The sequence below is a fragment of the Paraburkholderia ginsengisoli NBRC 100965 genome (genome assembly GCF_000739735.1).
In the GTDB taxonomy this organism is placed as follows: Bacteria; Pseudomonadota; Gammaproteobacteria; order Burkholderiales; family Burkholderiaceae; genus Paraburkholderia; species Paraburkholderia ginsengisoli.
Genome location: NZ_BBJF01000002.1, coordinates 88801 through 114462, shown reverse-complemented (window position 1 = coordinate 114462; position 25662 = coordinate 88801). Strand labels below are relative to the sequence as shown.

The following is a 25662-nucleotide window of genomic DNA, read 5'->3' as shown; positions in this document are numbered from 1 at the left end:
AAATCCGACGACCCGAGACACATGACCCGAGACCCCCGCCTCACTCTCAATGCCCGGCAACAGGAATTGCTGGAGTGGGTGCAACGCGACGGCTTCGTGACCGTGGACGACCTCGCGGCCCACTTCGACGTGACGCCGCAGACGATCCGCCGCGACGTCAACTGGCTCGCCGACATGAACCTGCTGCGCCGCTATCACGGCGGCGCCAGTTTGCCGACCAGCTCCGAAAACGTCTCCTACACCGCGCGCCAGCGCATGTTCCATGACGAGAAGCGGCGCATCGCCGCGCTAGTGGCCACCCACATTCCCGATCAGGCGTCGCTGTTCATCAACCTCGGCACGACCACCGAGGAAGTCGCCCGCGCGCTCAACCGGCATCGCGGACTGCGCGTGATCACCAACAATCTGAACGTCGCCAGCATGATGAGCGGCTATCCGGATTGCGAGGTGCTGGTGACGGGCGGCATCGTGCGGCCGTGGGACAAAGGGATCGTCGGCGAACTGGCGATCGACTTCATCCGCCAGTTCAAGGTGGACTTCGCGATCATCGGCACGTCGAGCATCGAGACGGACGGCACCCTGCGCGATTTCGACACCCGCGAAGTGCGCGTGGCCGAGGCGATCATCCAGCACGCGCGCACCGTGTTCCTCGCCGCCGACAGCTCCAAATTCGGTCGCCCGGCGCTGGTTCGCCAGGGCCATCTCGATCAGATCGACGCGTTGTTCACCGATGCCGCTCCACCTGCGGAGCTCGGCGAGACGCTCGCCGCCGCCAATTGCCAGCTGTATGTCGCAGGGTAGGCAAGGCGTCCGGGACCATGCTGCAGCGCACGCAAAACTTCGAGTGAAATCAAGGATCGGGCCGCGGTTCGCAACCGCCGCCGGGCCGGGCAATTGTCAAACGGAATATTTGCGGGGGCGTGTTTGGTGTTTAACGCGCGGTTGACTACACTCCAGTTCCCCGGCGTTCATTCCGCGTTCCGCGTAGCGCCGGTTGTGTGAATTTGTCTTGAACCGTACTTCCCGCCCGATCCTCTAGCGGACTTCTCTGGCCTCCTGGCCAGTCGCCGGCAAGGCCGTCCGCGTTTGCTTGACATGGAGAGAACAATGCTGAGTCCGCATGAATTCGCCACGTTGTTGCTCGTCAAGGACGCCCCCAATCAGGTCGACATGGGTCGAGAAGAACTCGACGCGCTGCTGGAACGCCAGTTGGTAGAACTCGAACGACTCGCGTCGGGCAACGAACAATGGCGTGTGACGGAAACCGGCGACAACGCGCTGCGGGCTATCAAGCGTCTTTCCTAGTGTCGCCAGGGCTTGTCGCTGTTTTTTGCAGTCGACGTCCGGCCTTGCAATGACGGCAGGGTGCGTTGCGCATGTTCGCACGCACCCTTGCTTTGTGTAGATTGCCTTGTAGTTCTTTGCCGTATGAATCGGTTGTCGCTGCCCGCGCGCAACGAGCCATTCCGACCGTCGATACCCCTCGAACGCTGAGCGCGCGCCCGGCTCGCGAAGCCGTGTGCGCTCCAGATCCGCCGCATGGTGCGGCTTGGCGCTCACGCGCAGCGTGAGCGGCGTCGCCAAAAGCCGCTGACCCGCCGGGTTATCCCTCCCAGTCGCAAGGTCGCCGCCCAAGCGGTCGCCGCTAGCGCTAGCTCGCCCGCAAAAGCAGAAAGCAAACGCCCCGCTCAGCCGCTGCGCAACGTCGGATCGACCGCCGCGCGCCAGCTCAACGCCTTGGCCCGCTGCGCAATGAAGAACTCGACCCACTGATTGCGCACCTGCGGATCAGCGCTCGCGCCTTCGCTCGCATGACGCTGGGCGATAGCCGCCTGAAACGCGCAGAAATCCTCCTTCGACAACGCGCCGCGCCGGTTCGCCACATACGCGTCGAAGAACGCCGCGTAGACGCCCTGCGCGTCCTGGCCGTAGTCGACGGTCTGCGGGGTGCACATCTGTTGCAACGCCTCGAACGACGGTGCGCCCCTCGTGCCCGTCAGGCTCGGCGAGCTGACGCATCCCGTGAGAAGCGCAGCGGCGCCGATCATCAAAAGTCCACGCATTAATTCACCTCGAAATGGCTGCTGCCGAGAGTATCGTCCTCGGCCGCGCGTTGCGCCACTCCCCTGGCCGACCGGCCAATACATGCCCGGATAAAGCGAACTTTACTTTTTCGAATGTGTTCATTAAAGTTCGAAAACGAACACGACCTGTTCGGTAAATTTTCCATCCGATTTTAAGCGCAACGCAGGGGACATAGCAGGTGACGCAAGGCTCCCGATACGATTTGCTCGTCGTTGGCGGCGGGATCAACGGCGCAGGCATCGCACGCGATGCGGCCGGCCGCGGCCTGTCGGTGCTGCTTTGCGAGCAGGACGATCTGGCCGCGCATACGTCGTCGGCCAGTACCAAGCTGATTCACGGCGGCCTGCGCTACCTCGAATACCGCGAGTTCGGACTGGTGCGCAAAGCGTTGCAGGAGCGCGAAACGCTGCTGCGCGCAGCGCCGCACATCATGTGGCCGCTGCGCTTCGTGATGCCGCACATGCCCGATCTGCGCCCGGCCTGGCTGATCCGCGCGGGCCTGTTCCTTTACGACCACCTCGCCAAACGCGAGCTGTTGCCCGGTTCGCGCGGCATCACGATGCGCAACCATCCCGCCGGCGCGCCGCTGGTCGACTCGATCAAACGCGGTTTCGTGTATTCGGACGGCTGGGTCAACGACGCGCGCCTCGTCGTGCTGAACGCGCTCGATGCGCAGGAGCACGGCGCGACCATCCTGACGCGCACGAAGCTGATCAGCGCAGTGCGCGCCGGCGGCGAGTGGCGCGCGCAACTGCGGCGCGCGGACGGCACGACGCTCGACGTGCGCGCCGCGTCGATAGCAAACGCCGCGGGCCCGTGGGTCGGCGAACTCCTGCAAGGCGCGCTCGGCCGCCCCGCGTCTCACAGCGTGCGCCTCGTGAAAGGCAGCCACATCGTCACGCGCCGTCTGTTCGATCACGACCACGCGTACATCTTCCAGAACCCGGACAAGCGGATCATCTTCGCAATCCCGTACGAAGGCGATTACACGCTGATCGGCACGACCGACCTCGAATATCGCGGCGACCCGTCGCAAGTGGCGATCGACGCCGGCGAAACGCAGTACCTGTGCGACTCGATCAACCGCTATTTCAAGCAGAAGATCTCGCCGGCCGACGTGCGCTGGACCTATTCGGGCGTGCGTCCGCTGCTCGAGGAAGAAGGCGCGGACAACCCGTCCGCGGTCACGCGCGATTACTCGCTCGAACTCGACGCGCTCGCGGGCGAAGCGCCGCTGCTGTCGGTGTTCGGCGGCAAGATCACGACGTTCCGCAAGCTCGCGGAACAGGCCGTCGACACGCTCGCGCAAGCGTTGCACAACGGCGCGCCCGCGTGGACGGTCGGCGCGCCATTGCCCGGCGGCGATATCGCGAACGCCGACTTCGAGCGCTTCCTCGCCGGCTTCCGGCAACAGCATGCGTGGCTGCCGGCCGAACTTGCGCACCGCCTCGCGCGCGCTTATGGCACGCGCGCCGCACGGGTTGTCGGCAATGCGCGCTCGCTGGCCGAACTCGGCCGTGAGTTCGCGCCGGGCCTCTATGAAGCCGAACTGACTTACCTGCGCGACATCGAATGGGCGCGCAGCGCTCAGGACGTGCTGTGGCGCCGCTCGAAACTCGGTCTGCACGTCGAGCCGGGCACGCTCGATTCGATCACGCATGACATCGACGCATGGTTCGCCCGCGAACCTGCGCGGCAGAGCGCATAAACTGCGCGCATAGGCTGCGTAGACGGAAGCGGCGCACGCGGCGCAACGCGGCAACGCATGCGCTGCAGTTGCCGACGATGCGCTTCCGCTCCACTCACCCCTTTCGGCTGGACCCGTCCGGGCCGCACAATCTCATCGACGATTGCTGCCCGGCTAGAACAACAGGCGGCTCCCATCGCCGGTCGGCAGACCGGCGATTCGTAACGCATGGAGAAGAGACAATGCAGGATCAGTACATCCTCGCGCTTGACCAAGGCACCACCAGCTCGCGTGCGATGCTGTTCGACCGGGTCGGCAATGTCGTGTCGATCGCTCAGAAAGAATTCCAGCAAATCTATCCGCACCCCGGCTGGGTCGAGCACGATCCGCAGGAAATCTGGTCGACCCAGGCGGGCGTCGCCGCGGAGGCCGTGACGCGCGCCGGCATGAACGGCACGTCGATCGCCGCGATCGGCATCACCAACCAGCGTGAAACGACCATCGTGTGGGATCGCGAAACCGGCCATCCGGTCTACAACGCGATCGTCTGGCAGGACCGCCGCACCGCCGACTTCTGCGACCAGCTCAAGGAGCAAGGACTCGAAGACAAGGTCCGCGCGAAAACGGGTCTGCCGATCGACTCGTATTTCTCGGCGACCAAGATCCGCTGGATTCTGGACAACGTCGAAGGCGCACGCGAGAAAGCGCGGCAAGGCCGCCTCGCATTCGGCACGGTCGACAGCTGGTTGGTGTGGAACTTCACCAAGGGCAGCCTGCACGTCACCGACGTGACCAACGCGTCGCGCACGATGCTGTTCAACATCCACACGCTGAAGTGGGACGACGAACTGCTCGACGCGCTCGACATTCCGCGCAGCATGTTGCCGGAAGTGCGGCCGTCGTCGGAAGTGTATGGGCCGACCAAGACCACCGTGTTCGCGTCGAAGATTCCGCTCGCGGGCATTGCCGGCGATCAGCACGCCGCCCTCTTCGGCCAGATGTGCACGGCGTCGGGCATGGTGAAGAACACCTACGGCACCGGCTGCTTCCTCGTGATGAACACCGGCGACAAGCCGATCGAATCGAAGAACAATCTCGTCACCACGATTGCGTGGCAGATCGGCGACCAGATCGACTACGCGCTCGAAGGCAGCATCTTCATCGGCGGCGCGGTGGTGCAATGGCTGCGCGACGGCCTCGGCATCATCAAGAATGCTGCCGAGATCGAAACGCTCGCGCGCGGCGTGCCACATTGCGATGGCGTGTATCTGGTGCCAGCCTTCGCCGGACTCGGCGCGCCGCACTGGAACGCGCATGCGCGCGGCACGCTGTTCGGCGTGACGCGCGGCACGACCTCCGCGCATATCGCCCGCGCGGCGCTCGACTCGATCGCCTACCAGTCGCTCGACGTATTGCAGGCGATGGAAGCCGACTCCGGCATTCACATCGGCGAACTGCGCGTGGACGGCGGCGCCTGCGCGAACAATCTGCTGATGCAATTCCAGGCGGACATTCTGGGCGTCGACGCGGTGCGTCCGAAGGTGCCGGAAACGACCGCCTTGGGCGCGGCGTATCTGGCCGGGCTTGCGGTTGGCTACTGGAAGGACGTCGACGAACTGCAACAGCAATGGAAGCTCGAACGTCGCTTCACGCCGGCGCTGCCGCATGCTGAAGTCAAGGCATGTCTGGATGGCTGGAAGCGCGCGGTCCGCGCGGCGAAGGCGTGGGCGGATATGCATTGAGCAGGTGGGGTGCGTGGGGTGCGTTGAATGCGCCGGGTAGCTTCGGCGTACTGAGTGGCCCACGCGCCTGAACACCCTGCATGCGCCAGTGTCCTCTCCGCTTCACCGGCAAATCGCGTCCACCATCGTGAAGCCGCGCATCCAGCGGCTTCGCCGATCACATCCGCCCCCCCGCATCTCACGGCGCGGCGATTGAAAGCACGTATCATGACGCTTTCAATCGCCGCGCCCGAGCCAGCAAGTGTTCCAAACGCCCTGCTCCCGCACTCCCCTGCTTTCCGTTTCCAGGCATGATCGACCACCTCATCTGTGACTGCGACGGCGTGCTCGTCGACAGCGAAATCATCGCCGACCGCGTGATGGTCGAAACGCTCACCGCGACCTTTCCCGGCATCGACTTCGAACCCGTCGTCAAAACCGCTTTTGGCCAGCAGACGTCGCGCTTTCTCGAAGGCATCGAGAAGTCCTTCGACCTCACGTTGCCCGCCGATTTTCTCGACACTATCGAACACAACGTCGAGCTCGAACTCGCGGCATCGCTGAGCCCGATCAACGGCGTGCGCGACGCATTGCAACGCGTGACGCTGCCGGCCGCGGTCGTGTCGAACAGCCGGATGACGCGCGTGAGCGCGTCGGTGCGGCGAGCGGGGTTGCAGCAGATTTTCGGCGAACGGATATTCAGCGCCGAACAGGTGGCGCGGCCGAAACCATATCCCGATGTCTATCTGTTCGCGGCGCAAACGCTCGGCGTGGAGCCGTCGCGCTGCATCGTGGTCGAGGACAGCGTCGCGGGTTTGAATGCGGCGCGCGCGGCGGGCATGAAGACGATCGCGTTCGTCGGCGCGAGCCATATCCCCGACGGCTATGCGGACGCGCTGCGCCAGATGGGCATGACGCGCATCATGATGCACATGGATGAACTGCCCGCGCTGATCGAAGCGGGCATGCGCGGCGAGTTCGGCGACGTGCAGTCGTAAGCTGCGCGGCGTTATGAAGGCGTAGCGTCACGTCGCGCGGATGGCGCTGGCTCCCGCTTAAGCTGTCCCTGGCAGCAACGAAAAAAGGCCGGTTCGAGAGAGAGCCGGCCTTTCGTTTTTACAGCGCACGTCACGTCATCCCGACACGACGCGACGCGCGCACCATCTCACGCTTCGGCAGCGACGCACTCGCGCGTCTGCGCGAGCGCCTCGCGGAACTCGACGAGTTCGGCGATCGTCAGCATCGGCAGATTGTGTTGCGCGGCGAAGCGCTCGACGTCCGCGCCGCGCGTCATCGTACCGTCCGCGTTCATCAGTTCGCACAGCACGCCGGCCGGCTTCAGGCCCGCGAGAATCGCGAGGTCCACGGTGCCTTCGGTGTGGCCGCGACGCGCCAGCACACCGCCGGGCATTGCGCGCAGCGGGAACACATGGCCCGGACGCACGATGTCGGCAGGCTTCGCGTTGTCGGCGATCGCCGCGCGAATCGTCGTCACGCGATCGAGCGCGGACACGCCGGTGGTCACGCCGTCGCGCGCTTCGATCGACACCGTGAACGCGGTGCCGTGACGGCTTTCGTTGTTGACGGCCATCGGCGGCAGTTCGAGCGCGCGAATCTTGTCGTCGGGCAGGCACAGGCACACGATGCCGCTGCATTCGCGGATCAGCAGTGCCATGGTTTCGACGGACAGACGCTCGGCCGACACGATCAGATCGGCTTCGTTCTCGCGATCGTGGTCGTCTTGCAGCACGACGGCGCGGCCATCGCGCATCGCTTGCAACGCGGCGGCGATACGCGGCGGAACGGCTTCGGAGTCGAGCAACGGAAGGTCGGCGGATGCGTCCGGCGCGAACGTGGACGGAGCAGGAAAAGTAGCAAAGGACATAGTTGAAACGCTCATCGCAAAAGGGGGGCGAAAAACGTTTCAGGGCATTGCAAACAGACAACGACGCGCCGTCGGGCGCCGCACGCGGCGACACTCACGCGCCACCTGAACGACGGGTGGCGCAACGGAAACGCACATGACTATCTGCACATCTTCTTCCATCCGGACTGTGACCGTCGGCTCTGGCTTCTCACCAGATCTGCTGACCCCGGTTGCGTTCTCCGACATTCCGAAGACCGCACGACGCGGGCGCTCGCGGGCTCACCGGCTCACGCTTTCGCGTTGCCGGCATACCGCCGGTGGGGAATTTCACCCCGCCCTGAAGACGCACTGATTGCCGGATCGACCGGCTGGCGAAGCATACAACAAGTCGCGCGGAACCTGCAGCGCAACCCTACTCGGCTGATGGAGGCTCCAACCCGCGAGCACCCGCATCGGGGAAAAATGCAAAATCAGACCGGCGTGATCTCGCGCGGCGTGTCGTGCGGTGCTTCCTGACGCGCTTCATGCCGCGTCTCATGCTGCGCCGGCACGTCCCAGCGCGGCGGCGTCTCCGCGTTCAGCGTCACGCGAAACGCACGCGCTTCGGTATCGCCCGGATTGCGCAAGCTATGCGGCTGGTCGGCGTCGAAAACGATCGCGTCGCCCGTTGCCAGCAACTGGCGCTGGTCGTGCACGCTGACTTCAAGCGTGCCTTCGCTGACCACCAGGTTCACCGTCGTGCCCGGCGCTCGGCGAACGCCGGCTTCCGTATGCAACGGCGCGATGCGCAACTCGTGAAACTCGGCGGCCGTCGGCTCCGCGTCGGGATAAAGCGGGCGGGCCGAATAGCGCCCATTCGCACTGACGACGCGCGTCGAGCGCTCCGCCGGCAGATGCTCGAAGCCGTTGGTCGCATGACGCCGCAAAAACGCCGCCACCGACACCTTCAACGCCGCCGCCACCTTGCACAGCACCTTGATGGACGGCACGCTGCGCGCCGACTCGATCTGCGCGAGCATCGCGCGCGACACGCCGGACGCGCGGGCCAATGCATCGAGCGACAGTTGCCGTTCGGCGCGCAAACGGGCCAGATTGACGCCGACCAGATGTTCCAGTGCATCGAAGGGTTCGGCGGCACGCGGCGACGTGTCGAGGTCGGCCGAGGGATCGCGAACCAGCGCGAGCGGGGAATGCATGTTTGCCTCCAAAGCGCCACCTGACGGTGCGCAAGCGGTTAGTGGAAGCAAGATAGCATCGCGCCCTGCCGCGCCCAACGAAGTTATCTTCACACTGTTATCAGCATTGCGGAGGACGTTTCTCGCAAAGCTTGTGCGCAATTTTCATATGGGCGAGCGGGCTTGCTCACACGCGCTCGCCCACGCTAACCCGTTGCGCCACGACCGCGCCAGGCGCATCCCTACGTGCGGCAAACCACGTCAACAGCAACGCCGCCACGCTGACCGCCGCCGCCACCCACGGCAACGTATCGAGCGAATGGCCGTGGTTGATCACCAGTCCGCCGAGCCACGCGCCGGCCGCATTGCCGACATTGAACGCGCCGATGTTCAGCGTCGACGCCAGATTCGGCGCGGCGGCCGCTTTCTCGACCACGCGCATCTGCAGCGGCGGCACGGTCGCGAACGCGGCGATGCCCCAGACGAAAATCGTGATCGCCGCGGCCACCTGCGAATGACTGGTGCGCGCGAAGATCGCCATCACCACCGCGAGCGCGGCCAGAATGCCCATCAGCGAAGGCATCAGCGCGCGGTCCGCGAGTTTGCCGCCGACCATGTTGCCGATCGTCAGACCCACGCCGAACAGCACCAGAATCAACGTCACGCCGCGCGGCGAGAACCCACTCACCTGTTCGAGAATCGGCGCGATATAGGTGAACACGACGAACACGCCGCCGAAGCCGAGCACCGTCATTGCGAGCGCGGTCCAGACTTGCGGATCCTTCAGCACGCGCACTTCGTGACCGAGTCCGACCGGGCCAGCGTCGTGACGATTCGGCACCAGCGCCGTGACGCCCGCGAGCGACAGCACGCCGAATGCGCTGACGATCCAGAACGCCATGCGCCAGCCGAACTGCTGGCCGATGAAGGTGCCGAACGGCACGCCGAGCACGTTCGCGAGCGTCAAGCCCGTGAACATCAGCGCGATCGCGCTGGCGCGCTTCTCGGCCGGCACGAGCGACGCCGCCACCACCGCGCCGATGCCGAAAAACGACCCGTGAGCGAACGAGGTCACCACGCGCGCAATCATCAGCACCGAATAGCTCGACGCGATCGCGCACAGCGTATTGCCGACGATGAACACGCCCATCAGCAATTGCAGCGCGAGCTTGCGCGGCATCTTGCTCGTGACCACCGCGAGCAACGGCGCACCGACCGCGACGCCGAGCGCATAGCCGCTTACCAGCAGACCGGCTGACGGAATCGACACCGCCAGATCGTGCGCGACTTCGGGCAGCAGGCCCATGATGACGAACTCGGTCGTGCCGATCGCGAATGCGCTGATCGCCAGCGCGAGTAATGGGATGGGCATTTTTCTACTCCAGGTTTAACGTTGTGCGTGTGGCAAGGCCGTCACGAATTCGATGACGACGCCGGGCGCCAGCGCGACGAACAGTTGCCGTTCCGCGGCTTGCGCGCCCATCTGCGGGACTTGCGCGGTTTGGTAATCGATGCCGGCCGCATGCAGGCGCTCCAGCAAGCCCTGCCATTCGGCGGCGCTGTCCAGCCGGAACGCCAGATGGTCGATCCGCGGCGCGGTTCTGCCTGCCGCAGCCGCCGCGGCGGGCGCAGTCGCGTCGATCAGATGCAGCACCGGGCGGCCGTTTGCGTACAGCCAGTGACCGGCCACCGCGAACGGCGGGCGGTCGCCCTCGGTCAGCCCGGCGACGTCCACCAAGAAGCGTCGGGCGGTGTCGAGGTCGGCGGTGACGATGGTCGCGTGATCGAGTTGCATGTCCAGGGACGCCGGCGCGGTCCGCGCGGCATTAGGGTCTTCGTGGAGCGCATTGTCGCGGGACAGCGCCGATTTGATAATTGGCGTAGCATTTGAAGCATTTTCAAATGCTTTTGAAAGATCAACGATGGATAACCTCGGCGACATCCGACTTTTCGTCGAAGCGGCGCAGCAAGGCAGCCTGTCGGCGGCGGGCCGCAAGATGGGCTTAACGCCGGCCGCCGCGAGCGCGCGCCTCGCCAAGCTCGAAACTGGCCTGAAGACGCGCCTGTTCGAGCGCACCACGCGCCGCTTGAGGCTCACCGACGAAGGCCGCCTTTATCTGAACTGCTGCCGCCAGGCACTGCAATCGCTCGACGACGCCGAAGCCGCGCTGCAAGCCGGCCAGGGCGTCGTGCGGGGCAAGGTGCGCGTGTCGGCCACGTCCGACTTCGGCCGCAATCTGCTGATGCACTGGCTCGACGAATTCAACGCGCTCTACCCGGAAGTCACGTTCGCGTTGACGCTGTCGGACTCGCTGGCGAATCTGGTGGCCGAGGACATCGATCTGGCGATCCGCTTCGGCGTGCCGCAGGACAGCTCGCTGGTCGCTCGCAAGCTGGCGCCTAACCGGCGCGTGCTGTGCGCGTCGCCGGAATACGTCGCGCGCAAGGGCGAACCGAAAGACCCGCACGACCTCGCCAATTTCGATTGCATCGTGCTGAGCACCGCCTCGGGACTCGCGAACGAGTGGCGCTTCACACGCGGCGACGAGGAGCAGAACTACACGGTGCCGTCCGAGTCCGCCCGCGAGACCAACGACGGCGCGGTCGCCCGCGAATGGGCGTTGCGCGGCTACGGCATCGCGATCAAATCGATGTGGGACGTGGAAGCCGATCTGCGCACGGACGGCCTGAAAATCCTGCTGCCGGAGTGGCGCTATCCGGACGCGCCCTTGCACGCGCTCTATCACCGCAACCGCTTCATGGCGCCGCGCGTGCGGGTGCTGCTGGATTTCCTGAGCGAGCGTTTCGCGCAGGTGTCGGACGAACTGGAAAGCCTGCTGGGCTTGCCGCCGGAGCGCCCGCGCGGCGGCGCGGGCAGCCAAAGCGCTTTGCATGAAGGGCTATAATGTTGCGTTACGCCGCACACGTGCAGCGCGGACGGACCCACCGGTCCGCAGCCGGCCGGCGCGGACCCCGGCGCCGCCTCGCGGCCCATCCGCACGCGGCCCGCACGTTCGGCCCCTTCACCTCTTAAACGACGCCCCCAGGTTAACCACTGCGACCGGCGAAATTCGATGACCAAGAAAGTTTATGTAAAGACCTTTGGCTGCCAGATGAACGAGTACGACTCCGACAAGATGGTCGACGTACTCGGCGCGGCTGAAGGGCTCGTCAAGACCGACACGCCGGAAGACGCCGACGTGATCCTGTTCAACACCTGCTCGGTGCGCGAAAAAGCGCAGGAGAAAGTCTTCTCCGACCTCGGCCGCGTGCGCGAGCTGAAGGAAGCGAATCCCAATCTGATCATCGGCGTGGGCGGTTGCGTGGCGAGCCAGGAAGGCGCGTCGATCGTCGCTCGCGCGCCGTACGTGGATCTCGTGTTCGGTCCGCAAACGCTACACCGCCTGCCGCAAATGATCGACAAGCGCCGTGAAAGCGGCCGCGCGCAGGTCGACATCTCGTTTCCGGAAATCGAAAAGTTCGATCACCTGCCGCCGGCGCGCGTCGACGGCCCGAGCGCGTTCGTGTCGATCATGGAAGGTTGCAGCAAGTACTGCAGCTACTGCGTGGTGCCGTACACGCGCGGCGAGGAAGTGTCGCGCCCGCTCGACGACGTGCTCACCGAGATCGCCGGCCTCGCCGACCAGGGCGTGCGAGAAGTCACGCTGCTCGGCCAGAACGTCAACGCGTATCGCGGCGGCCTGACGCTCGGCTCGTCCGAGATCGCCGATTTCGCGACGCTGATCGAATACGTCGCGGATATTCCGGGCATCGAACGGATTCGCTACACGACGTCGCATCCGAAGGAATTCACGCAGCGCCTGATCGACACCTACGCGAAGGTGCCCAAGCTCGTCAGCCACCTGCATCTGCCGGTGCAGCACGGCTCCGACCGCATCCTGATGGCGATGAAGCGCGGCTACACGGTGCTCGAATACAAGTCCGTGATCCGCAAGCTGCGCGCGATTCGTCCGGACCTGTCGCTGTCCACGGACATGATCGTCGGCTTCCCCGGCGAGACGGAAGAGGACTTCGACAAGATGATGGCGTTGGTGCACGACATGAAGTACGACACCAGCTTCTCGTTCATCTACAGCCCGCGTCCCGGCACGCCGGCCGCGAATCTGCACGACGACACGCCGCGCGAAGTGAAGCTCAAGCGTCTGCAGCACCTGCAGGCGACCATCGAAGAGAACGTGCAACGTATCAGCGAGTCGATGGTCGGCAAGATCGAGCGCATTCTGGTCGAGCGCCCGGCGCGCAAGGACCCGAACGAACTCGCGGGCCGCACCGAGAACAACCGCGTGGTGAATTTCCCGGCGCCCATCGCGTCGCACGCGCGGCTGATCGGCCAGATGGTCGACGTGAAGATCGTCCACGCGTACCCGCATTCGCTGCGTGGCGAACTCGTGCTCGTGCATGACGACGCCGCCACCACTCACTAAGCCGTACTGCAACCGACAGGATCGACCCACCGCCTTGAAGACCGCTCAGCAGCATCTGGAATTCACCGCTCCGCGCGACGACAACGCGCGGCTCGCCAACCTCTGCGGACCGCTCGACGAAAATCTGCGGCAGATCGAGCAGGCGCTCGACGTGACTTTGCAGCGCCGCGGCCACCGCATCACGATCCGCGGGCGCGGCGCGAAACTCGCGCTCACCGCGCTCGAAAATTTCTACAACAACGCGCGTGAGCCGCTGTCGGTCGACGACATCCAGCTCGCGCTCGTCGAAGTGCGGCACCCGGCGCGCCATCGCCCGAACGGCAACGGCAACGGCGATGCAGTGGTCGATCCGCGCTTTCCCGGCAATCCGGACCATCCGTTCGACCAGCCGGCCGACGCCGCCGACGACGACCTCGAAGAACTCGGCCCGAAGCTGTACACGCGGCGCGCGGATCTGCGCGGCCGCACGCCGGCGCAGCGCGAGTATCTGAAGCAGATCGTCTCGCACGACGTGACCTTCGGCGTGGGCCCGGCCGGCACCGGCAAGACGTATCTCGCGGTGGCCTGCGCGGTCGACGCGCTCGAACGCGACCAGGTCAAGCGCATCGTGCTGACGCGGCCCGCGGTCGAAGCGGGCGAGCGCCTCGGCTTCCTGCCGGGCGATCTCGCGCAGAAGGTCGATCCGTATCTGCGCCCGCTCTACGACGCGCTGTACGACCTGCTCGGTTTCGACAAGACCGCGAAGATGTTCGAGCGGCAGATGATCGAAATCGCGCCGCTCGCGTACATGCGCGGGCGCACGCTGAATCACGCGTTCATCATCCTCGACGAGGCGCAGAACACCACGCCCGAACAGATGAAGATGTTCCTCACGCGGATCGGCTTCGGCTCGAAGGCGGTCGTCACCGGCGACACGACCCAGGTCGACTTGCCGCGCGGCCATAAGAGCGGGCTGATCGAAGCGCAGCAGGTGTTGTCGGACGTGCGCGGCATTGCGCTCACGCGCTTTACCAGCGCGGACGTGGTCCGGCATCCGCTGGTCGCGCGAATTGTGGAGGCGTACGATGCGCATTCGCAGAAAACCGCCAGTCCGACGGATTCACGCTGATCGACAGTAGCCGGCGTGCGCCGCAGCCGGCGCGCGCGGCGCACGTACGTCGCACCTCTAACGCAAGCATTGACGCAAAAACCGCAACCCACCGACACCGCATGAGCCGCACCCCGAAACTGACGTTGAATCTGCAATTCCCCGCCGCCAAAGCCTGGCCGGAACACAAGGCGCTGCTGCCGCGCGCCACCGTGGCCGGCTGGATCAAGGCGGCGCTGTTCGCGGACGGCGAGCTGACGGTGCGTTTCGTCGATGCCGAAGAAGGCCGCACGCTGAACCGTACTTATCGCGGCAAGGACTACTCGACTAACGTGCTGACCTTCGCGTACGCCGAATCGGAAGACGATCCGGTGACGGGCGATCTGATCCTGTGCTGCCCGGTGGTCGAGAAGGAAGCCGCCGAGCAGGGCAAGCCGCTTCTCGCGCATTACGCGCATCTGCTGGTGCACGGCGCACTGCATGCACAGGGTTACGACCACGAAGTCGAAGAAGAAGCCGAGGAAATGGAAGCGCTCGAAACCGAGATCCTCGGCAAACTCGGGTTTCCCGATCCGTATCAGTAGGCTGCAGGCGCCGATCAGCGTCGCGTCGCCTCACTGCCACCAACCTTCATCCTCACTCGAACCGACAACGTGAGCACCTCGTCCCCCGAAGCCGATACCCGCCCGCCCTGCCCGGACTACCCGCCGGCGCTCGGCGAGTCCCGGCTTCTGACCGAGGATGAGTTGCGCGCGTCGCTCGAATGCACGTTGCGCGACTGGGACCACAAGAGCGACCTGTGGCTGTTCGGCTATGGTTCGCTGATCTGGAATCCCGGCCTGCCCACCGTCGAAGCGAGCCGCTCGAAAGTGCACGGTTATCACCGCGGGCTGTACCTGTGGTCGCGCGTGAATCGCGGCACGCCCGAGCAGCCCGGCCTCGTGCTTGCGCTCGACCGCGGCGGCTCATGCACCGGCATCGCGTTCCGCCTCGCCGCCGAGGGGTCGATGCCTCATCTCGAAGCACTGTGGCGCCGCGAAATGGCGATGGGGTCGTACCGGCCCGCGTGGCTGCCGTGCGTGCTCGCCGACGGCCGGCGCGTCGACGCGCTGGCCTTCGTGATGCGCCGCGACGTGCCGAGCTATACCGGCAAGCTGCGCGACGAAGTCGTCAAGACCGTGTTCGGCTGCGCGTGCGGCCGCTACGGCACCACGCTCGATTACGTCAGCCGCACCGTTCATGCGCTGCGCGAAAGCGGCATGCCCGACCGTGCGCTCGAAGCGCTGCTCGAACGCTGTCGCGAGGAAGGCCGCGAACAGGAGGCGGCCCGGCTGGCGGGACAGGCGTCTGGGCAGGGGGCGGGGAGTTGAGCGTGTCAAGGGCATTGCACCGGCCGGCGCAATCTGCCGACTACGACGCTAGACACATCCGCTCATCGCCTCTGCCTTCGCCCTGCACACGCCGACACCAGCGCCACAGGCCGCAGCGCACAACCACCGCCGGTCGCAACACTGACGGTCTGCACCTCACACTTTGCAACAAGCCGCGCATACCCGCGCGAGCCGCCATTCATCCCCCCCGCCTCTGACTTTTTTGCCCAAAAACGCTTTTCCGCGCGTAATCAGTTAGGATGGACCCACGCCACGCCGCCCGCGACGGAGCCGCTTCAACCGATTCACCCTGCTTCACCCATCGCCCAGCCGGGGCGGGACACGGTCTCGCCATGTGCCTGGTGTATCCTTAATGCTCCGCAACAGCGCGCCCAGTCTTGCCGGGCGCACTACCATGAACGACACGTATCCCAGTCGACGCCAAACCGACAAACCGCAGGAAAAACGCTCGCTCCTCGAGCGGCTGACCGACTTCATCTCGCCCGAGCCCGACTCGCGCGCCGAGCTTCTGGAAATTCTGCAGGACGCACACGAGCGCAACCTGATCGACGCCGACTCGCTGTCGATGATCGAAGGCGTGTTCCAGGTCTCCGAACTCAGCGCGCGCGACATCATGGTGCCGCGTGCGCAAATGGACGCGATCAACATCGCGGACAATCCCGCCGAATTCATCCCGTACGTGCTGGAAAAGGCGCACTCGCGCTATCCGGTCTACGAAGGCAATCGCGACAACATCATCGGCGTGCTGCTCGCCAAAGACCTGCTGCGCTACTACGCCGAAGAAGAGTTCGACGTGCGCGGCATGCTGCGCCCCGCCGTATTCATCCCCGAATCGAAGCGGCTCAATGTGCTGCTGCACGACTTCCGTGTGAATCGCAATCACCTCGCGGTGGTGGTCGACGAATACGGCGGCGTCGCCGGTCTCATCACGATCGAGGACGTGCTGGAGCAGATCGTCGGCGACATCGAGGACGAATACGATTTCGACGAGGAAAGCGGCAACATCATCGCGTCGCCGGACGGACGCTTCCGCGTGCGTGCGCTGACTGAGATCGAACAGTTCAACGAAGCTTTCGGCACGCACTATTCGGACGAGGAAGTCGATACGATCGGCGGCCTCGTCACGCATCACTTCGGGCGGGTGCCGCATCGCGGCGAAAAGGTCCGCCTCGACGATCTGATCTTCGAGATTCTGCGTGGCGACGCCCGCCAGATTCACATGCTGCTGGTGCGCCGCGATCCGCTGGCGGGCCAGCGCGAGCGCGACGCGCAGCACGTGCAGACCTGAGCCGCGCCGCTTTTCGCGTCATCAGCTAGCATCCTCGACTCGCTTCCTCCACTCCTCACGCCGACCGCGCAACAATGGCCGACCCGATGACTTCCCGTTCGCGCCACGGCGTGAGCGCTTCCGCTGCCGACGCAGACCCCAACGCAGCACGCGGCCGCACGCTGCCTCGCTGGCATTACCTCGTCGCGCTGGCCGTCGGCGCGGCGAATACGCTCTCGTTCGCGCCGACGCCGCACGGCGGCTGGCTGCAACTCGCGATCTTCGCGTTCTTCTTCGCGTGGCTCACACGCGCCACTGGCTGGAAAAGCGCCGCGCTGACGGGCGGCGCGTTCGGCTTCGGCAATTTCATCACCGGCGTGTGGTGGCTGTACGTCAGCATGCACGATTACGGCGGCATGGCCGCACCGCTCGCGGGCGCGGCGGTGGTGCTGTTCTCGCTGTATCTGGCGCTTTATCCGGCGCTGGCGTCGGCGGTGTGGTCGTTCTGTGCTGGCCACTCGCGCAACGGAGCGGCGATCGACGATCAACCGTTCTCGCCCACCTGGCACGGCGCGCTGGCTTTTGCGAGCGCCTGGGCAATCGGCGAATGGCTGCGCGGCACGGTGTTCACCGGCTTTCCGTGGCTCGCGAGCGGTTACGCGCAAGTGGATGGCCCGTTTGCGGGATTCGCGCCGGTGGTCGGCGTGTATGGCGTCGGCTGGGTGCTGGCGCTCGCCGCTGCGTTGATCGTGCAGGCGTTGTTGCCGTTGTTGCCGCAACGGGCTTCGGGATCTTCACGCGAGCCGCGCGGCACGCCCGCCCAGGCGAGCCGCGATGACGTCCAGCACGGCGGAAAAAAAGCGCCACGTGGCATTGCGCGCAGCGCCGTGCCCGGTGGCGTCGCGCTGGCGCTGATCGTGGCCGGCCTGCTGCTGCCGCACGTCCAATGGACCGTGCCGGCCAATGCGCCGCTAACCGTGCGTCTGCTGCAAGGCAACGTCAAGCAGGAGATGAAGTTCGAGGAAGCCGGCATGCGCGCGGCGATCGACCAATACCAGCAGATGATCACGTCGAAGCCGGCCGATCTGATCGTCACGCCGGAAACCGCAATTCCCGTGCTCGCGCAGCAATTGCCCGCGCCGTTCGCGGCGTCGATCCGCGAATTCTCCGACTCGACCGGCAGCTCGATCCTGTTCGGCGCGATCGGCGGGACGATCACGCCGGAAGGCCAGGTGATCGACTATACGAACAGCCTGTTCGGCGTCACGCCCGGCTCGCGCGACGTCTACCGCTACGACAAGCATCACCTCGTGCCTTTCGGCGAGTTCGTGCCGTGGGGCTTCCGCTGGTTCGTCAATCTGATGAGCATCCCGCTCGGTGATTTCTTCCGCGGCGCGCCGGTGCAGAAGCCGTTCATGGTGCACAACCAGCCGGTCGCGGTGAACATCTGCTACGAGGACATCTTCGGCGAAGAGATTGCGCGGACCATCCGCGAAAGCTCGACGCCCGCCGGCGTGCTGGTCAACTCGACCAACCTCGCGTGGTTCGGCGACACGATCGCGCTGGACCAGCATCTGCAGATCGCCCGCATGCGCTCGCTGGAAACCGGCCGGCCGATGCTGCGCGCGACCAACACCGGCATGACCGCCGCGATCGACGCGAACGGCCAGGTGCTCGGACGCCTGACGCCGTACACGGTGGGCTCGCTCGACCTGAAGGTGCAAGGCACGTCGGGCAACACGCCGTACGTGACGAGCGGCAACAACACGGTGCTGGCCGTGTCGATGCTGCTGCTGGCGTTCGGCTTCGCGTTCGGGCCGGGGAGCACGCGGCGCCGCAACGGCAAGCGCAACGGCAAACAATAAGCGGCGACAAGCCGCTCAAGGTGCGCGGCGCCGCTCGACGTGTGCGATTCATGCGCACGCGTTCCGCCGCGGGCGTGCAGCGTGGCGCGTATCGGCGCGAATCACGCACGCAAAAAAATGCGCCTGACGGGCAGGCGCATTTTTCACTCAAGCACAGTCTTCGATTCGGGCCTGCGGGAGTTTGAACTCCCTGCTTCAGCCCTCTTGCCGCGATCGAGTGTCGCTCAATCCGCCGGCACCGTATCGATGAACGACTGCCGTAGCGACAGCTTCTGGAAATGCTTGTCCAGATTCGGATGCGCTTCGCGCCAGTTCAGCGCGGGCATACGGAAGTCGAGATAGCCCAGCGCGCAACCTACGGCGATGTCCGCGAGCGTGTAGTGATTGCTCGCGCACCACGGCTTGCTGCCCAGACCTTGCGACATCGAGATCAGACCTTCGTCGATCTTGCGCTGCTGCCGCGCGACCCACGCGTCGACGCGCTGCTCGGCCGTGCGCTGCGTGCCTTCGAGACGAATCAGCACCGCCGCGTCCAGCACGCCGTCGGCGAGCGCCTCCCAGCAACGGACCTCGACGCGTTCGCGTCCCGACGGCGGAATCAGCTTGCCGACCGGCGACAACGTATCCACGTATTCGCAGATCACCCGCGAGTCGAACACGGCTTCGCCATCTTCCATCACGAGGCATGGCACCTTGCCGAGCGGATTGAACGTGTGAATCCGGGTATCCGGCGCCCAGACGTTCTCGGGCACCAGCTCGTAGTCGATCTTCTTGTCGGCGAGCACGATCCGTGCTTTACGCACGAAGGGGCTGCCGAGCGAACCGATGAGTTTCATCATGACCATCTGCCTTTAACTGAATCCGGCGAAAGTATAAGTGCTCCGGGGCTTTCAGGAGCATCACGCCTTGTCTTCGCAAGCGGCAGGCCGACGCGCTGTGGACGGATTGCAACATGCCGGCGGCCGGGCCGCCACCGGTGTCCGCGCAAAATAAGTCCGTGCATTGGGCGCTACAATCGCACGATGAACCAGCCGACCGAACCCACCATCGCCATCGACGTCTACCGCACGCGCCGCGAGCGCGTACTCGCCGCGCTGCGCGCCGCGGGCGGCGGCGTCGCCATCGTCCCGACCGCGCCGGAAGCGCTGCGTAACCGCGACGCCGACTATCCGTACCGGCACGACAGCTACTTCTACTATCTGACCGGCTTCACCGAACCCGAGGCGCTGCTGGTGCTCGACGCCAGCGCCGCGCCCGGCGAGCCGGCATCGGTGCTCTTCTGCCGCGAGAAGAACGTCGAGTGCGAAACGTGGGAAGGTTTCCGCTTCGGACCCGACGGCGCCCGCGCGGCGTTCGGCTTCGACGCGGCGTTCGCGGTCAGCGAGATCGAGACGCAACTGCCGCGACTCCTCGCCGATAAACCGGCGCTCCACTACGCGCTCGGCACGTCGGCGCAACTCGACGAACAGGTGCGTGGCTGGCTCGACGCGGTGCGCGCGCTAGGCCGCGGCGGCATCGCCGCGCCCACCGCCGCGCGCGACCTGCTGCCCTTGCTCGACGAGATGCGGCTCGTCAAGGACGACCACGAACTCGCGATCATGCGCCGCGCCGCGCAGATTTCCGCGCTCGCGCATCGTCGCGCGATGGCCGCGTGCCATCCCGGCGTGCGCGAGTATGAACTCGAAGCCGAGCTGCTCTACACGTTCCGCAAGTTCGGCGCGCAGGCGCCGGCCTATACGTCGATCGTGGCGGCGGGCCCGAACGCTTGCGTGCTGCACTACCCGGCCGGCAGCGCGATCGCGCAGGACGGCGACCTGATCCTGATCGACGCGGCCTGCGAGCTCGACGGCTACGCGTCGGACATCACCCGCACCTTCCCGGCGAGCGGCCGCTTCACGCCCGCGCAACGCGAGCTGTACGACATCGTGCTGGCCGCGCAGCAGGCAGCCGTCGACGCGACCCGCGCCGGCGCCACCTTCGACGACCCACACCAGGCCGCCGTGCGCGTGCTGTCGCAAGGGCTGCTCGACACCGGCATCATCGAACGCGCGAAGTTCGCGTCGGTCGACGACGTGATCGCCGAGCGCGCGTACGCGCCGTTCTACATGCACCGCACGGGCCACTGGCTCGGCATGGACGTGCACGACGTCGGCGACTATCGCGAGCGCGGCGCGCCGCGCGATGAAGCGGGCGCGTTGCCATGGCGCACGCTGCGAGCTTCGATGACGCTGACCATCGAGCCGGGCCTGTACATCCGTCCCGCCGAGGGGGTACCCGAGCGCTACTGGAACATCGGCATCCGTATCGAGGACGACGCGATCGTCACGCCGACCGGCTGCGAGCTGATTACGCGCGACGTGCCGGTGGCCGCCGACGAGATCGAGGCGCTGATGCAGGAAGCCCGCGCGGCCCACGACGCGGCTCACTGAACAAGGACGTAACCCGCAATGAACGACGCTTCCCCGTCGACGGTGATTCTGAAGCCCGCCGCGACCGCTCACTCATTCGACTTCGATGTGACGATCGTCGGCGCCGGACCGGTCGGGCTTGCGCTCGCCGGCTGGCTTGCGCGCCGCAGCGTGACGCGCGAGCTGAAAATTGCGCTGATCGACGCGCGCGAGCCGGAAGACTCGATCGCCGATCCGCGCGCGATCGCCGTGTCGCACGGTAGCCGGATGATCCTCGAACCGCTGCGCTGGCCCGCCGATGCCACCGCGATCCAGCGCATCCACGTGTCACAGCGCGGCCACTTCGGCCGCACGCTAATCGATCACGGCGAGCACGGGTTGCCGGCGCTCGGTTATGTGCTGCGCTACGGCTCGATCGTGCACGGTCTCGCCGACGCGGTGCGCGCGACTTCCGTGCACTGGTTCCGCTCCACGTCCGCGGCCGTGCCGGTTCAGGAGCGTGATGGCGTTACGCTGCCGATCGAAACCGCGGGTGTCACGCGCACGCTGCGCACGCGGATTCTGGTGAATGCGGAAGGCGGGTTGTTCGGCGATCAGAAGACGCGCAAGCAGGACGCCGGCACGGACGCGAACCGAAACAGTAACGCTGGAGCTGAAGGCGCTGGCGCAAGCGGCGCTGCGCAAGCAGTTGGGACCACGTCGGGAAGCACTACTGCGAGCACAGTCGCGAGCGCGAGCGCCAAAGGCTTGCGCGATTACGGCCAAACCGCGCTGGTCGGCACCGTCACTGTGTCCGCGCCGCAACCTCACGTCGCGTGGGAGCGCTTCACGTCGCAAGGTCCGATCGCGTTGCTGCCGATGGGCGGCGTGCGCGGCGCCGACTACGCGCTCGTCTGGTGCTGCGCGCCTGACGAAGCCACCCGCCGCGCGCAACTCTCCGACGACGCGTTCCTGCGCGAACTCGGCGCCGCGTTCGGTGACCGCATGGGACGCTTCACGCGGATTCTCGGCCGCGCGTCGTTCCCCCTGGGACTGAACGCGGTCGAAACGCTGGTGAACGGCCACATCGTCGCGATCGGCAACGCGGCGCAGACGCTGCATCCGGTCGCGGGCCAAGGCTTGAATCTCGGTTTGCGCGACGCACACGCGCTCGCCGATGCGTTGTCCGCGGAAGGCCCCACTCCGCTCGCGCTGGCCACGTTCGCTCAACGCCGCGCACTCGACCGGCGCATGACGATCGGTGCGACCGACACGCTCGCGCGCCTGTTCACGGGCGACTTCGCGCCGCTCGCGATCATCCGGGGGCTGGCGCTCACTGCGCTCGAATTCGCGCCGCCAGTGAAATCCGCACTGGCGCGCCAGATGATGTTCGGCCAGCGCCGCTAAACGGACCGTCACCCCGCGCGCTGCGGCTTTTTTAAGCAGCCCGCGCCACACCGCGCCAGCGCCGCCGGCTCTATGAACCGGCGGACTTTCATAGAAGATTTAATGGGTTACGACACGCACATGTCGGGTGTCGCCTACCTGTTAACGCTAAAATAGCGGTTTTCCCTCGCATTTCGCGTTGCTTCGATTGCCGGATTCCGGACGATCCGATGCGCGCGCGTCCACGTCATGCCCACTCTCGGCTCCCACAATCTGCGTAACAACCTGTTCGTCGCCCCGATGGCCGGCGTGACCGACCGGCCATTCCGGCAGCTGTGCAAACGGCTCGGCGCGGGCTACGCGGTGTCGGAAATGGTCGCCTCGAACGCGCAGTTGTGGAAGAGCGAGAAGACCATGCGGCGCGCCAATCACGCGGGCGAAGTCGAGCCGATCGCCGTGCAGATCGCCGGCGCCGATCCGGCCATGATGGCCGAAGCGGCCCGCTACAACGTAGCCAACGGCGCGCAGATCATCGACATCAACATGGGCTGTCCGGCCAAGAAGGTGTGCAACGTGGCGGCGGGCTCGGCGCTGTTGCAAAACGAGCCGCTGGTGCAGCGCATCGTCGAAGCGGTGGTGGGCGCGGTGGGCGTGGGACCGGACGCAGTGCCCGTCACGCTCAAGATCCGCACCGGCTGGGACCGCGACAACAAGAATGCATTGAACGTCGCGCATCTGGCCGAGGACGCCGGCATTTCGATGCTGACCGTACACGGCCGCACGCGCGCCGACCTGTACCACGGCGATGCCGAATACGAGACCATCGCAGCTGTGAAGGCGTCGGTGCGCATTCCGGTGGTCGCCAACGGCGACATCACATCGCCGCACAAAGCGCGCGAGGTGCTGGCCCTGACCGGCGCCGACGCGATCATGATCGGCCGCGCGGCGCAGGGGCGCCCGTGGCTGTTCCGCGAGATCGAGTATTTCCTGCAAACGGGCGAGTTGCTGCCGCCGCCGCGCATCGACGAAATCCAGCAGGTGATGAACGAGCATCTCGAAGATCACTACGCGTTCTACGGCGAATTTACGGGTGTCCGCACTGCGCGCAAGCACATCGGCTGGTACACTCGCGGCCTTTCTGGCGCCAACGTGTTCCGGCATCGCATGAATACGCTGGACACCACGCGCGAACAACTCCTCGCCGTCAACGAATTCTTTGACGCACAAAAGGCGATCTCCGACCGCCTCGTCTACGTCGACGAAGCACCCGGCAACTCCGGGCTCGACAACAAGGGCGAGGATCACACCGACCGACTGGCAGCATGAGCAAGAACAATATCGAACAATCTGTCCGCGACAGCCTGGGGATGTATTTCCAGGATCTCGACGGCTCCAATCCGCACGACGTCTACGACATGGTTATTTCATGCGTGGAAAAACCCCTGCTCGAAGTGGTGCTCGAGCAGGCCGGCGGCAATCAGTCGCTGGCCGCCGAGTATCTCGGCATCAACCGCAATACGCTGCGCAAGAAGCTGCAACAGCACGGCTTGTTGTAGTTCCCGGCGCCCCCGCCACGTTTCTCTTCGGCTTTTCGTCTTCATCATGATCAAGCAAGCGCTCATCTCCGTTTCCGACAAGTCGGGCATCGTCGACTTCGCGAAGTCGCTGTCGGACCTCGGCATCAAGATCCTGTCGACCGGCGGCACCGCGAAACTGCTCGCGGACGCGGGCCTCTCCGTCACCGAGGTCGCCGACTACACGGGCTTCCCGGAAATGCTGGACGGGCGCGTGAAAACGCTGCATCCGAAGGTGCACGGCGGCATCCTCGCACGCCGTGACCTGCCGGAACACATGGCGGCGCTTGAGAAACACGACATCCCGACCATCGACCTGCTGGTCGTGAACCTGTACCCGTTCGTGCAGACCGTGTCGAAGGAAGAGTGCTCGCTGGAAGACGCGATCGAGAACATCGACATCGGCGGCCCGACCATGCTGCGCTCGGCCGCGAAGAATCATCGCGACGTGACGGTGGTGGTCGACCCAGCCGACTACGCGGTCGTGCTCGAGGAAATGCGCGCGAACAGCAACGCGGTGTCGTACAAAACGAATTTCCGTCTGGCCACCAAGGTGTTCGCGCACACCGCGCAGTACGACGGCGCGATCACGAACTATCTGACGAGCCTCACCGACGAACTGCAGCACTCGTCGCGCAACGCTTTCCCGGCCACGTTCAACCTCGCGTTCGACAAGGTGCAGGACCTGCGCTACGGCGAAAACCCGCACCAGAGCGCCGCGTTCTACCGCGACCTGAGCGTGCCGGCCGGCGCACTGGCGAACTACAACCAGTTGCAAGGCAAGGAACTGTCGTACAACAACATCGCGGATTCCGACGCGGCGTGGGAATGCGTGAAGACGTTCGACGTGCCGGCCTGCGTGATCGTCAAGCACGCGAATCCGTGCGGCGTGGCAGTCGGTGCGGACGCCAACGAAGCGTATTCGAAGGCGTTCCAGACCGATCCGACTTCGGCGTTCGGCGGCATCATCGCGTTCAACCGCGAAGTGGACGAAGCGGCCGCGCAAGCGGTGGCCAAACAGTTCGTCGAAGTGCTGATCGCGCCATCGTTCAGCGCCGAAGCGCGCCAGGTGTTCGCGGCGAAGCAGAACGTGCGTTTGCTCGAAATCGCACTGGGCGAAGGCCATAACGCGTTCGATCTGAAGCGCGTCGGCGGCGGCCTGCTGGTGCAATCGCTCGATTCGAAGAACGTGCAGCCGCATGAATTGCGCGTGGTGACCAAGCGTCATCCGACGCCGAAGGAAATGGACGATCTGCTGTTCGCATGGCGCGTGGCGAAGTACGTGAAGTCGAACGCGATTGTGTTCTGCGCGAACGGCATGACGCTCGGCGTCGGCGCGGGCCAGATGAGCCGCGTGGACTCGGCGCGCATCGCCAGCATCAAGGCGCAGAATGCCGGTTTGACGCTGACCGGTTCGGCGGTCGCGTCGGATGCGTTCTTCCCGTTCCGCGATGGCCTCGACGTGGTCGTGGCGGCAGGCGCGAGCTGCGTGATTCAGCCGGGCGGCTCGATGCGCGACGACGAAGTGATCAACGCAGCCGACGAGCACAACATCGCGATGGTGTTGACTGGTGTGCGTCACTTCCGTCATTGATTGATGCGGGGGTGACCGGCGGCGTTTACTGCCTCGTGCCCCGCCCTCGTACCTGATGCGGCGCAAGTGCCGGAGGAAGGTTGAGGTGCTGAAGTTCAGAAAAGCGGCCTGGTGGATTTTCCACCGGGCCG

23 protein-coding genes and 1 riboswitch are annotated in these 25662 nt (G+C 65.5%); of the genes, 17 read left to right on the top strand and 6 right to left on the bottom strand.

Annotated features, from left to right (window positions below; all coding sequences use genetic code 11):
- The first annotated feature begins 21 nt into the window (after nt 1–21).
- Entirely contained in the window at nt 22–801 is a 780-nt protein-coding gene (locus BGI01S_RS00810; RefSeq protein ID WP_042321086.1) for a DeoR/GlpR family DNA-binding transcription regulator, read from the top strand.
- Nucleotides 802–1107: 306 nt separating this feature from the next.
- A complete protein-coding gene (locus BGI01S_RS00805; RefSeq protein WP_042321084.1) occupies nt 1108–1305 on the top strand; it encodes a hypothetical protein in 198 nt (65 codons plus the stop codon).
- Nucleotides 1306–1688: 383 nt separating this feature from the next.
- Here BGI01S_RS00805 and BGI01S_RS00800 read toward each other — a convergent pair whose 3' ends face one another.
- Entirely contained in the window at nt 1689–2063 is a 375-nt protein-coding gene (locus tag BGI01S_RS00800; protein WP_174447373.1) for a hypothetical protein, read from the bottom strand.
- Between the two features lie 200 nt (nt 2064–2263).
- Between BGI01S_RS00800 and glpD the strand changes: the two genes are divergently transcribed.
- The 3 genes from glpD (at nt 2264) to BGI01S_RS00785 (ending at nt 6491) form a co-directional block, all read left to right on the top strand.
- Nucleotides 2264–3793, top strand: a complete 1530-nt coding sequence (glpD, locus tag BGI01S_RS00795) for a glycerol-3-phosphate dehydrogenase (RefSeq protein ID WP_042321081.1) — start codon at nt 2264–2266, stop codon at nt 3791–3793.
- A 221-nt stretch (nt 3794–4014) separates the two neighbouring features.
- Complete coding sequence (gene glpK / locus BGI01S_RS00790) at nt 4015–5514, top strand: glycerol kinase GlpK (RefSeq protein ID WP_042321078.1); 1500 nt, start codon at nt 4015–4017, stop codon at nt 5512–5514.
- A 290-nt stretch (nt 5515–5804) separates the two neighbouring features.
- On the top strand, nt 5805–6491 hold the full coding sequence (locus BGI01S_RS00785) for an HAD family hydrolase (protein ID WP_042321077.1): 687 nt from the start codon (nt 5805–5807) through the stop codon (nt 6489–6491).
- 167 nt (nt 6492–6658) lie between these two features.
- On the opposite strand, the gene ribB is transcribed toward BGI01S_RS00785, so the two are convergent.
- The 4 genes from ribB to BGI01S_RS00765 form a co-directional block, all read right to left on the bottom strand.
- A complete protein-coding gene (ribB, locus tag BGI01S_RS00780; RefSeq protein WP_042321074.1) occupies nt 6659–7378 on the bottom strand; it encodes a 3,4-dihydroxy-2-butanone-4-phosphate synthase in 720 nt (239 codons plus the stop codon).
- A 146-nt stretch (nt 7379–7524) separates the two neighbouring features.
- A riboswitch (FMN riboswitch) is annotated at nt 7525–7709 on the bottom strand.
- Between the two features lie 121 nt (nt 7710–7830).
- Complete coding sequence (locus tag BGI01S_RS00775; protein WP_042321069.1) at nt 7831–8556, bottom strand: helix-turn-helix domain-containing protein; 726 nt, start codon at nt 8554–8556, stop codon at nt 7831–7833.
- A 166-nt stretch (nt 8557–8722) separates the two neighbouring features.
- Entirely contained in the window at nt 8723–9907 is a 1185-nt protein-coding gene (locus BGI01S_RS00770; RefSeq protein WP_042321067.1) for an MFS transporter, read from the bottom strand.
- A gap of 15 nt (nt 9908–9922) precedes the next feature.
- Entirely contained in the window at nt 9923–10330 is a 408-nt protein-coding gene (locus tag BGI01S_RS00765; protein ID WP_042321064.1) for a VOC family protein, read from the bottom strand.
- Between the two features lie 127 nt (nt 10331–10457).
- On the opposite strand from BGI01S_RS00765, the gene BGI01S_RS00760 reads away from it, so the two are divergent.
- From BGI01S_RS00760 to lnt, 7 genes are all read left to right on the top strand, one after another.
- Complete coding sequence (locus BGI01S_RS00760) at nt 10458–11441, top strand: LysR family transcriptional regulator (protein ID WP_042321060.1); 984 nt, start codon at nt 10458–10460, stop codon at nt 11439–11441.
- A gap of 168 nt (nt 11442–11609) precedes the next feature.
- Nucleotides 11610–12980: a tRNA (N6-isopentenyl adenosine(37)-C2)-methylthiotransferase MiaB gene (gene miaB, locus BGI01S_RS00755; RefSeq protein WP_042321057.1), complete on the top strand. Its 1371-nt coding sequence runs from the start codon at nt 11610–11612 to the stop codon at nt 12978–12980.
- A 34-nt stretch (nt 12981–13014) separates the two neighbouring features.
- The gene (locus BGI01S_RS00750; protein WP_042321055.1) at nt 13015–14088 is read left to right on the top strand and encodes a PhoH family protein; all 1074 of its coding nucleotides are present in this window, start codon (nt 13015–13017) and stop codon (nt 14086–14088) included.
- A 101-nt stretch (nt 14089–14189) separates the two neighbouring features.
- A complete protein-coding gene (gene ybeY / locus BGI01S_RS00745; RefSeq protein WP_042321053.1) occupies nt 14190–14651 on the top strand; it encodes an rRNA maturation RNase YbeY in 462 nt (153 codons plus the stop codon).
- Nucleotides 14652–14720: 69 nt separating this feature from the next.
- Nucleotides 14721–15437 carry a gamma-glutamylcyclotransferase gene (locus BGI01S_RS00740; protein ID WP_042321049.1) on the top strand — a complete coding sequence of 239 codons (717 nt, stop codon included), beginning with the start codon at nt 14721–14723 and terminating at the stop codon, nt 15435–15437.
- 415 nt (nt 15438–15852) lie between these two features.
- A complete protein-coding gene (locus BGI01S_RS00735) occupies nt 15853–16746 on the top strand; it encodes an HlyC/CorC family transporter (protein ID WP_042321048.1) in 894 nt (297 codons plus the stop codon).
- 74 nt (nt 16747–16820) lie between these two features.
- Entirely contained in the window at nt 16821–18590 is a 1770-nt protein-coding gene (gene lnt / locus BGI01S_RS00730) for an apolipoprotein N-acyltransferase (protein WP_042321045.1), read from the top strand.
- Between the two features lie 224 nt (nt 18591–18814).
- Here the strand turns inward: lnt and BGI01S_RS00725 are convergent, their stop codons facing one another.
- A complete protein-coding gene (locus tag BGI01S_RS00725; RefSeq protein WP_042321043.1) occupies nt 18815–19435 on the bottom strand; it encodes a glutathione S-transferase N-terminal domain-containing protein in 621 nt (206 codons plus the stop codon).
- A 177-nt stretch (nt 19436–19612) separates the two neighbouring features.
- Here BGI01S_RS00725 and BGI01S_RS00720 point away from each other — a divergent pair, with 177 nt between their 5' ends.
- The 5 genes from BGI01S_RS00720 to purH all read left to right on the top strand — a co-directional run bounded on the left by BGI01S_RS00720 (nt 19613) and on the right by purH (nt 25531).
- Nucleotides 19613–21019 carry an aminopeptidase P N-terminal domain-containing protein gene (locus BGI01S_RS00720; RefSeq protein ID WP_042321040.1) on the top strand — a complete coding sequence of 469 codons (1407 nt, stop codon included), beginning with the start codon at nt 19613–19615 and terminating at the stop codon, nt 21017–21019.
- An 18-nt stretch (nt 21020–21037) separates the two neighbouring features.
- Nucleotides 21038–22384, top strand: coding sequence for a UbiH/UbiF/VisC/COQ6 family ubiquinone biosynthesis hydroxylase (locus BGI01S_RS00715; protein WP_042321037.1), 1347 nt, complete (start codon nt 21038–21040; stop codon nt 22382–22384).
- Between the two features lie 228 nt (nt 22385–22612).
- Nucleotides 22613–23689 (top strand): tRNA dihydrouridine synthase DusB, encoded by a 1077-nt coding sequence (gene dusB / locus BGI01S_RS00710; protein ID WP_042321035.1) that lies wholly within the window; start codon nt 22613–22615, stop codon nt 23687–23689.
- On the top strand, nt 23686–23919 hold the full coding sequence (locus tag BGI01S_RS00705) for a Fis family transcriptional regulator (protein WP_007180440.1): 234 nt from the start codon (nt 23686–23688) through the stop codon (nt 23917–23919). The genes dusB and BGI01S_RS00705 overlap by 4 nt, the downstream gene beginning before the upstream one ends.
- 46 nt (nt 23920–23965) lie before the next feature.
- On the top strand, nt 23966–25531 hold the full coding sequence (gene purH, locus BGI01S_RS00700) for a bifunctional phosphoribosylaminoimidazolecarboxamide formyltransferase/IMP cyclohydrolase (protein WP_042321033.1): 1566 nt from the start codon (nt 23966–23968) through the stop codon (nt 25529–25531).
- Nucleotides 25532–25662: the final 131 nt, after the last annotated feature.

Bases quoted from the DNA above. Each gene is read 5' to 3' on its own strand.
- BGI01S_RS00810 (WP_042321086.1), top strand. From the start codon at position 22: ATGACCCGAGACCCCCGCCTCACTCTCAATGCCCGGCAACAGGAATTG.
- BGI01S_RS00805 (WP_042321084.1), top strand. From the start codon at position 1,108: ATGCTGAGTCCGCATGAATTCGCCACGTTGTTGCTCGTCAAGGACGCC.
- BGI01S_RS00800 (WP_174447373.1), bottom strand. From the start codon at position 2,063: ATGCGTGGACTTTTGATGATCGGCGCCGCTGCGCTTCTCACGGGATGC.
- glpK (WP_042321078.1), top strand. From the start codon at position 4,015: ATGCAGGATCAGTACATCCTCGCGCTTGACCAAGGCACCACCAGCTCG.
- BGI01S_RS00785 (WP_042321077.1), top strand. From the start codon at position 5,805: ATGATCGACCACCTCATCTGTGACTGCGACGGCGTGCTCGTCGACAGC.
- ribB (WP_042321074.1), bottom strand. From the start codon at position 7,378: ATGTCCTTTGCTACTTTTCCTGCTCCGTCCACGTTCGCGCCGGACGCA.
- BGI01S_RS00775 (WP_042321069.1), bottom strand. From the start codon at position 8,556: ATGCATTCCCCGCTCGCGCTGGTTCGCGATCCCTCGGCCGACCTCGAC.
- BGI01S_RS00770 (WP_042321067.1), bottom strand. From the start codon at position 9,907: ATGCCCATCCCATTACTCGCGCTGGCGATCAGCGCATTCGCGATCGGC.
- BGI01S_RS00765 (WP_042321064.1), bottom strand. From the start codon at position 10,330: ATGCAACTCGATCACGCGACCATCGTCACCGCCGACCTCGACACCGCC.
- BGI01S_RS00760 (WP_042321060.1), top strand. From the start codon at position 10,458: ATGGATAACCTCGGCGACATCCGACTTTTCGTCGAAGCGGCGCAGCAA.
- miaB (WP_042321057.1), top strand. From the start codon at position 11,610: ATGACCAAGAAAGTTTATGTAAAGACCTTTGGCTGCCAGATGAACGAG.
- ybeY (WP_042321053.1), top strand. From the start codon at position 14,190: ATGAGCCGCACCCCGAAACTGACGTTGAATCTGCAATTCCCCGCCGCC.
- BGI01S_RS00735 (WP_042321048.1), top strand. From the start codon at position 15,853: ATGAACGACACGTATCCCAGTCGACGCCAAACCGACAAACCGCAGGAA.
- lnt (WP_042321045.1), top strand. From the start codon at position 16,821: ATGGCCGACCCGATGACTTCCCGTTCGCGCCACGGCGTGAGCGCTTCC.
- BGI01S_RS00725 (WP_042321043.1), bottom strand. From the start codon at position 19,435: ATGGTCATGATGAAACTCATCGGTTCGCTCGGCAGCCCCTTCGTGCGT.
- BGI01S_RS00720 (WP_042321040.1), top strand. From the start codon at position 19,613: ATGAACCAGCCGACCGAACCCACCATCGCCATCGACGTCTACCGCACG.
- BGI01S_RS00715 (WP_042321037.1), top strand. From the start codon at position 21,038: ATGAACGACGCTTCCCCGTCGACGGTGATTCTGAAGCCCGCCGCGACC.
- dusB (WP_042321035.1), top strand. From the start codon at position 22,613: ATGCCCACTCTCGGCTCCCACAATCTGCGTAACAACCTGTTCGTCGCC.
- BGI01S_RS00705 (WP_007180440.1), top strand. From the start codon at position 23,686: ATGAGCAAGAACAATATCGAACAATCTGTCCGCGACAGCCTGGGGATG.
- purH (WP_042321033.1), top strand. From the start codon at position 23,966: ATGATCAAGCAAGCGCTCATCTCCGTTTCCGACAAGTCGGGCATCGTC.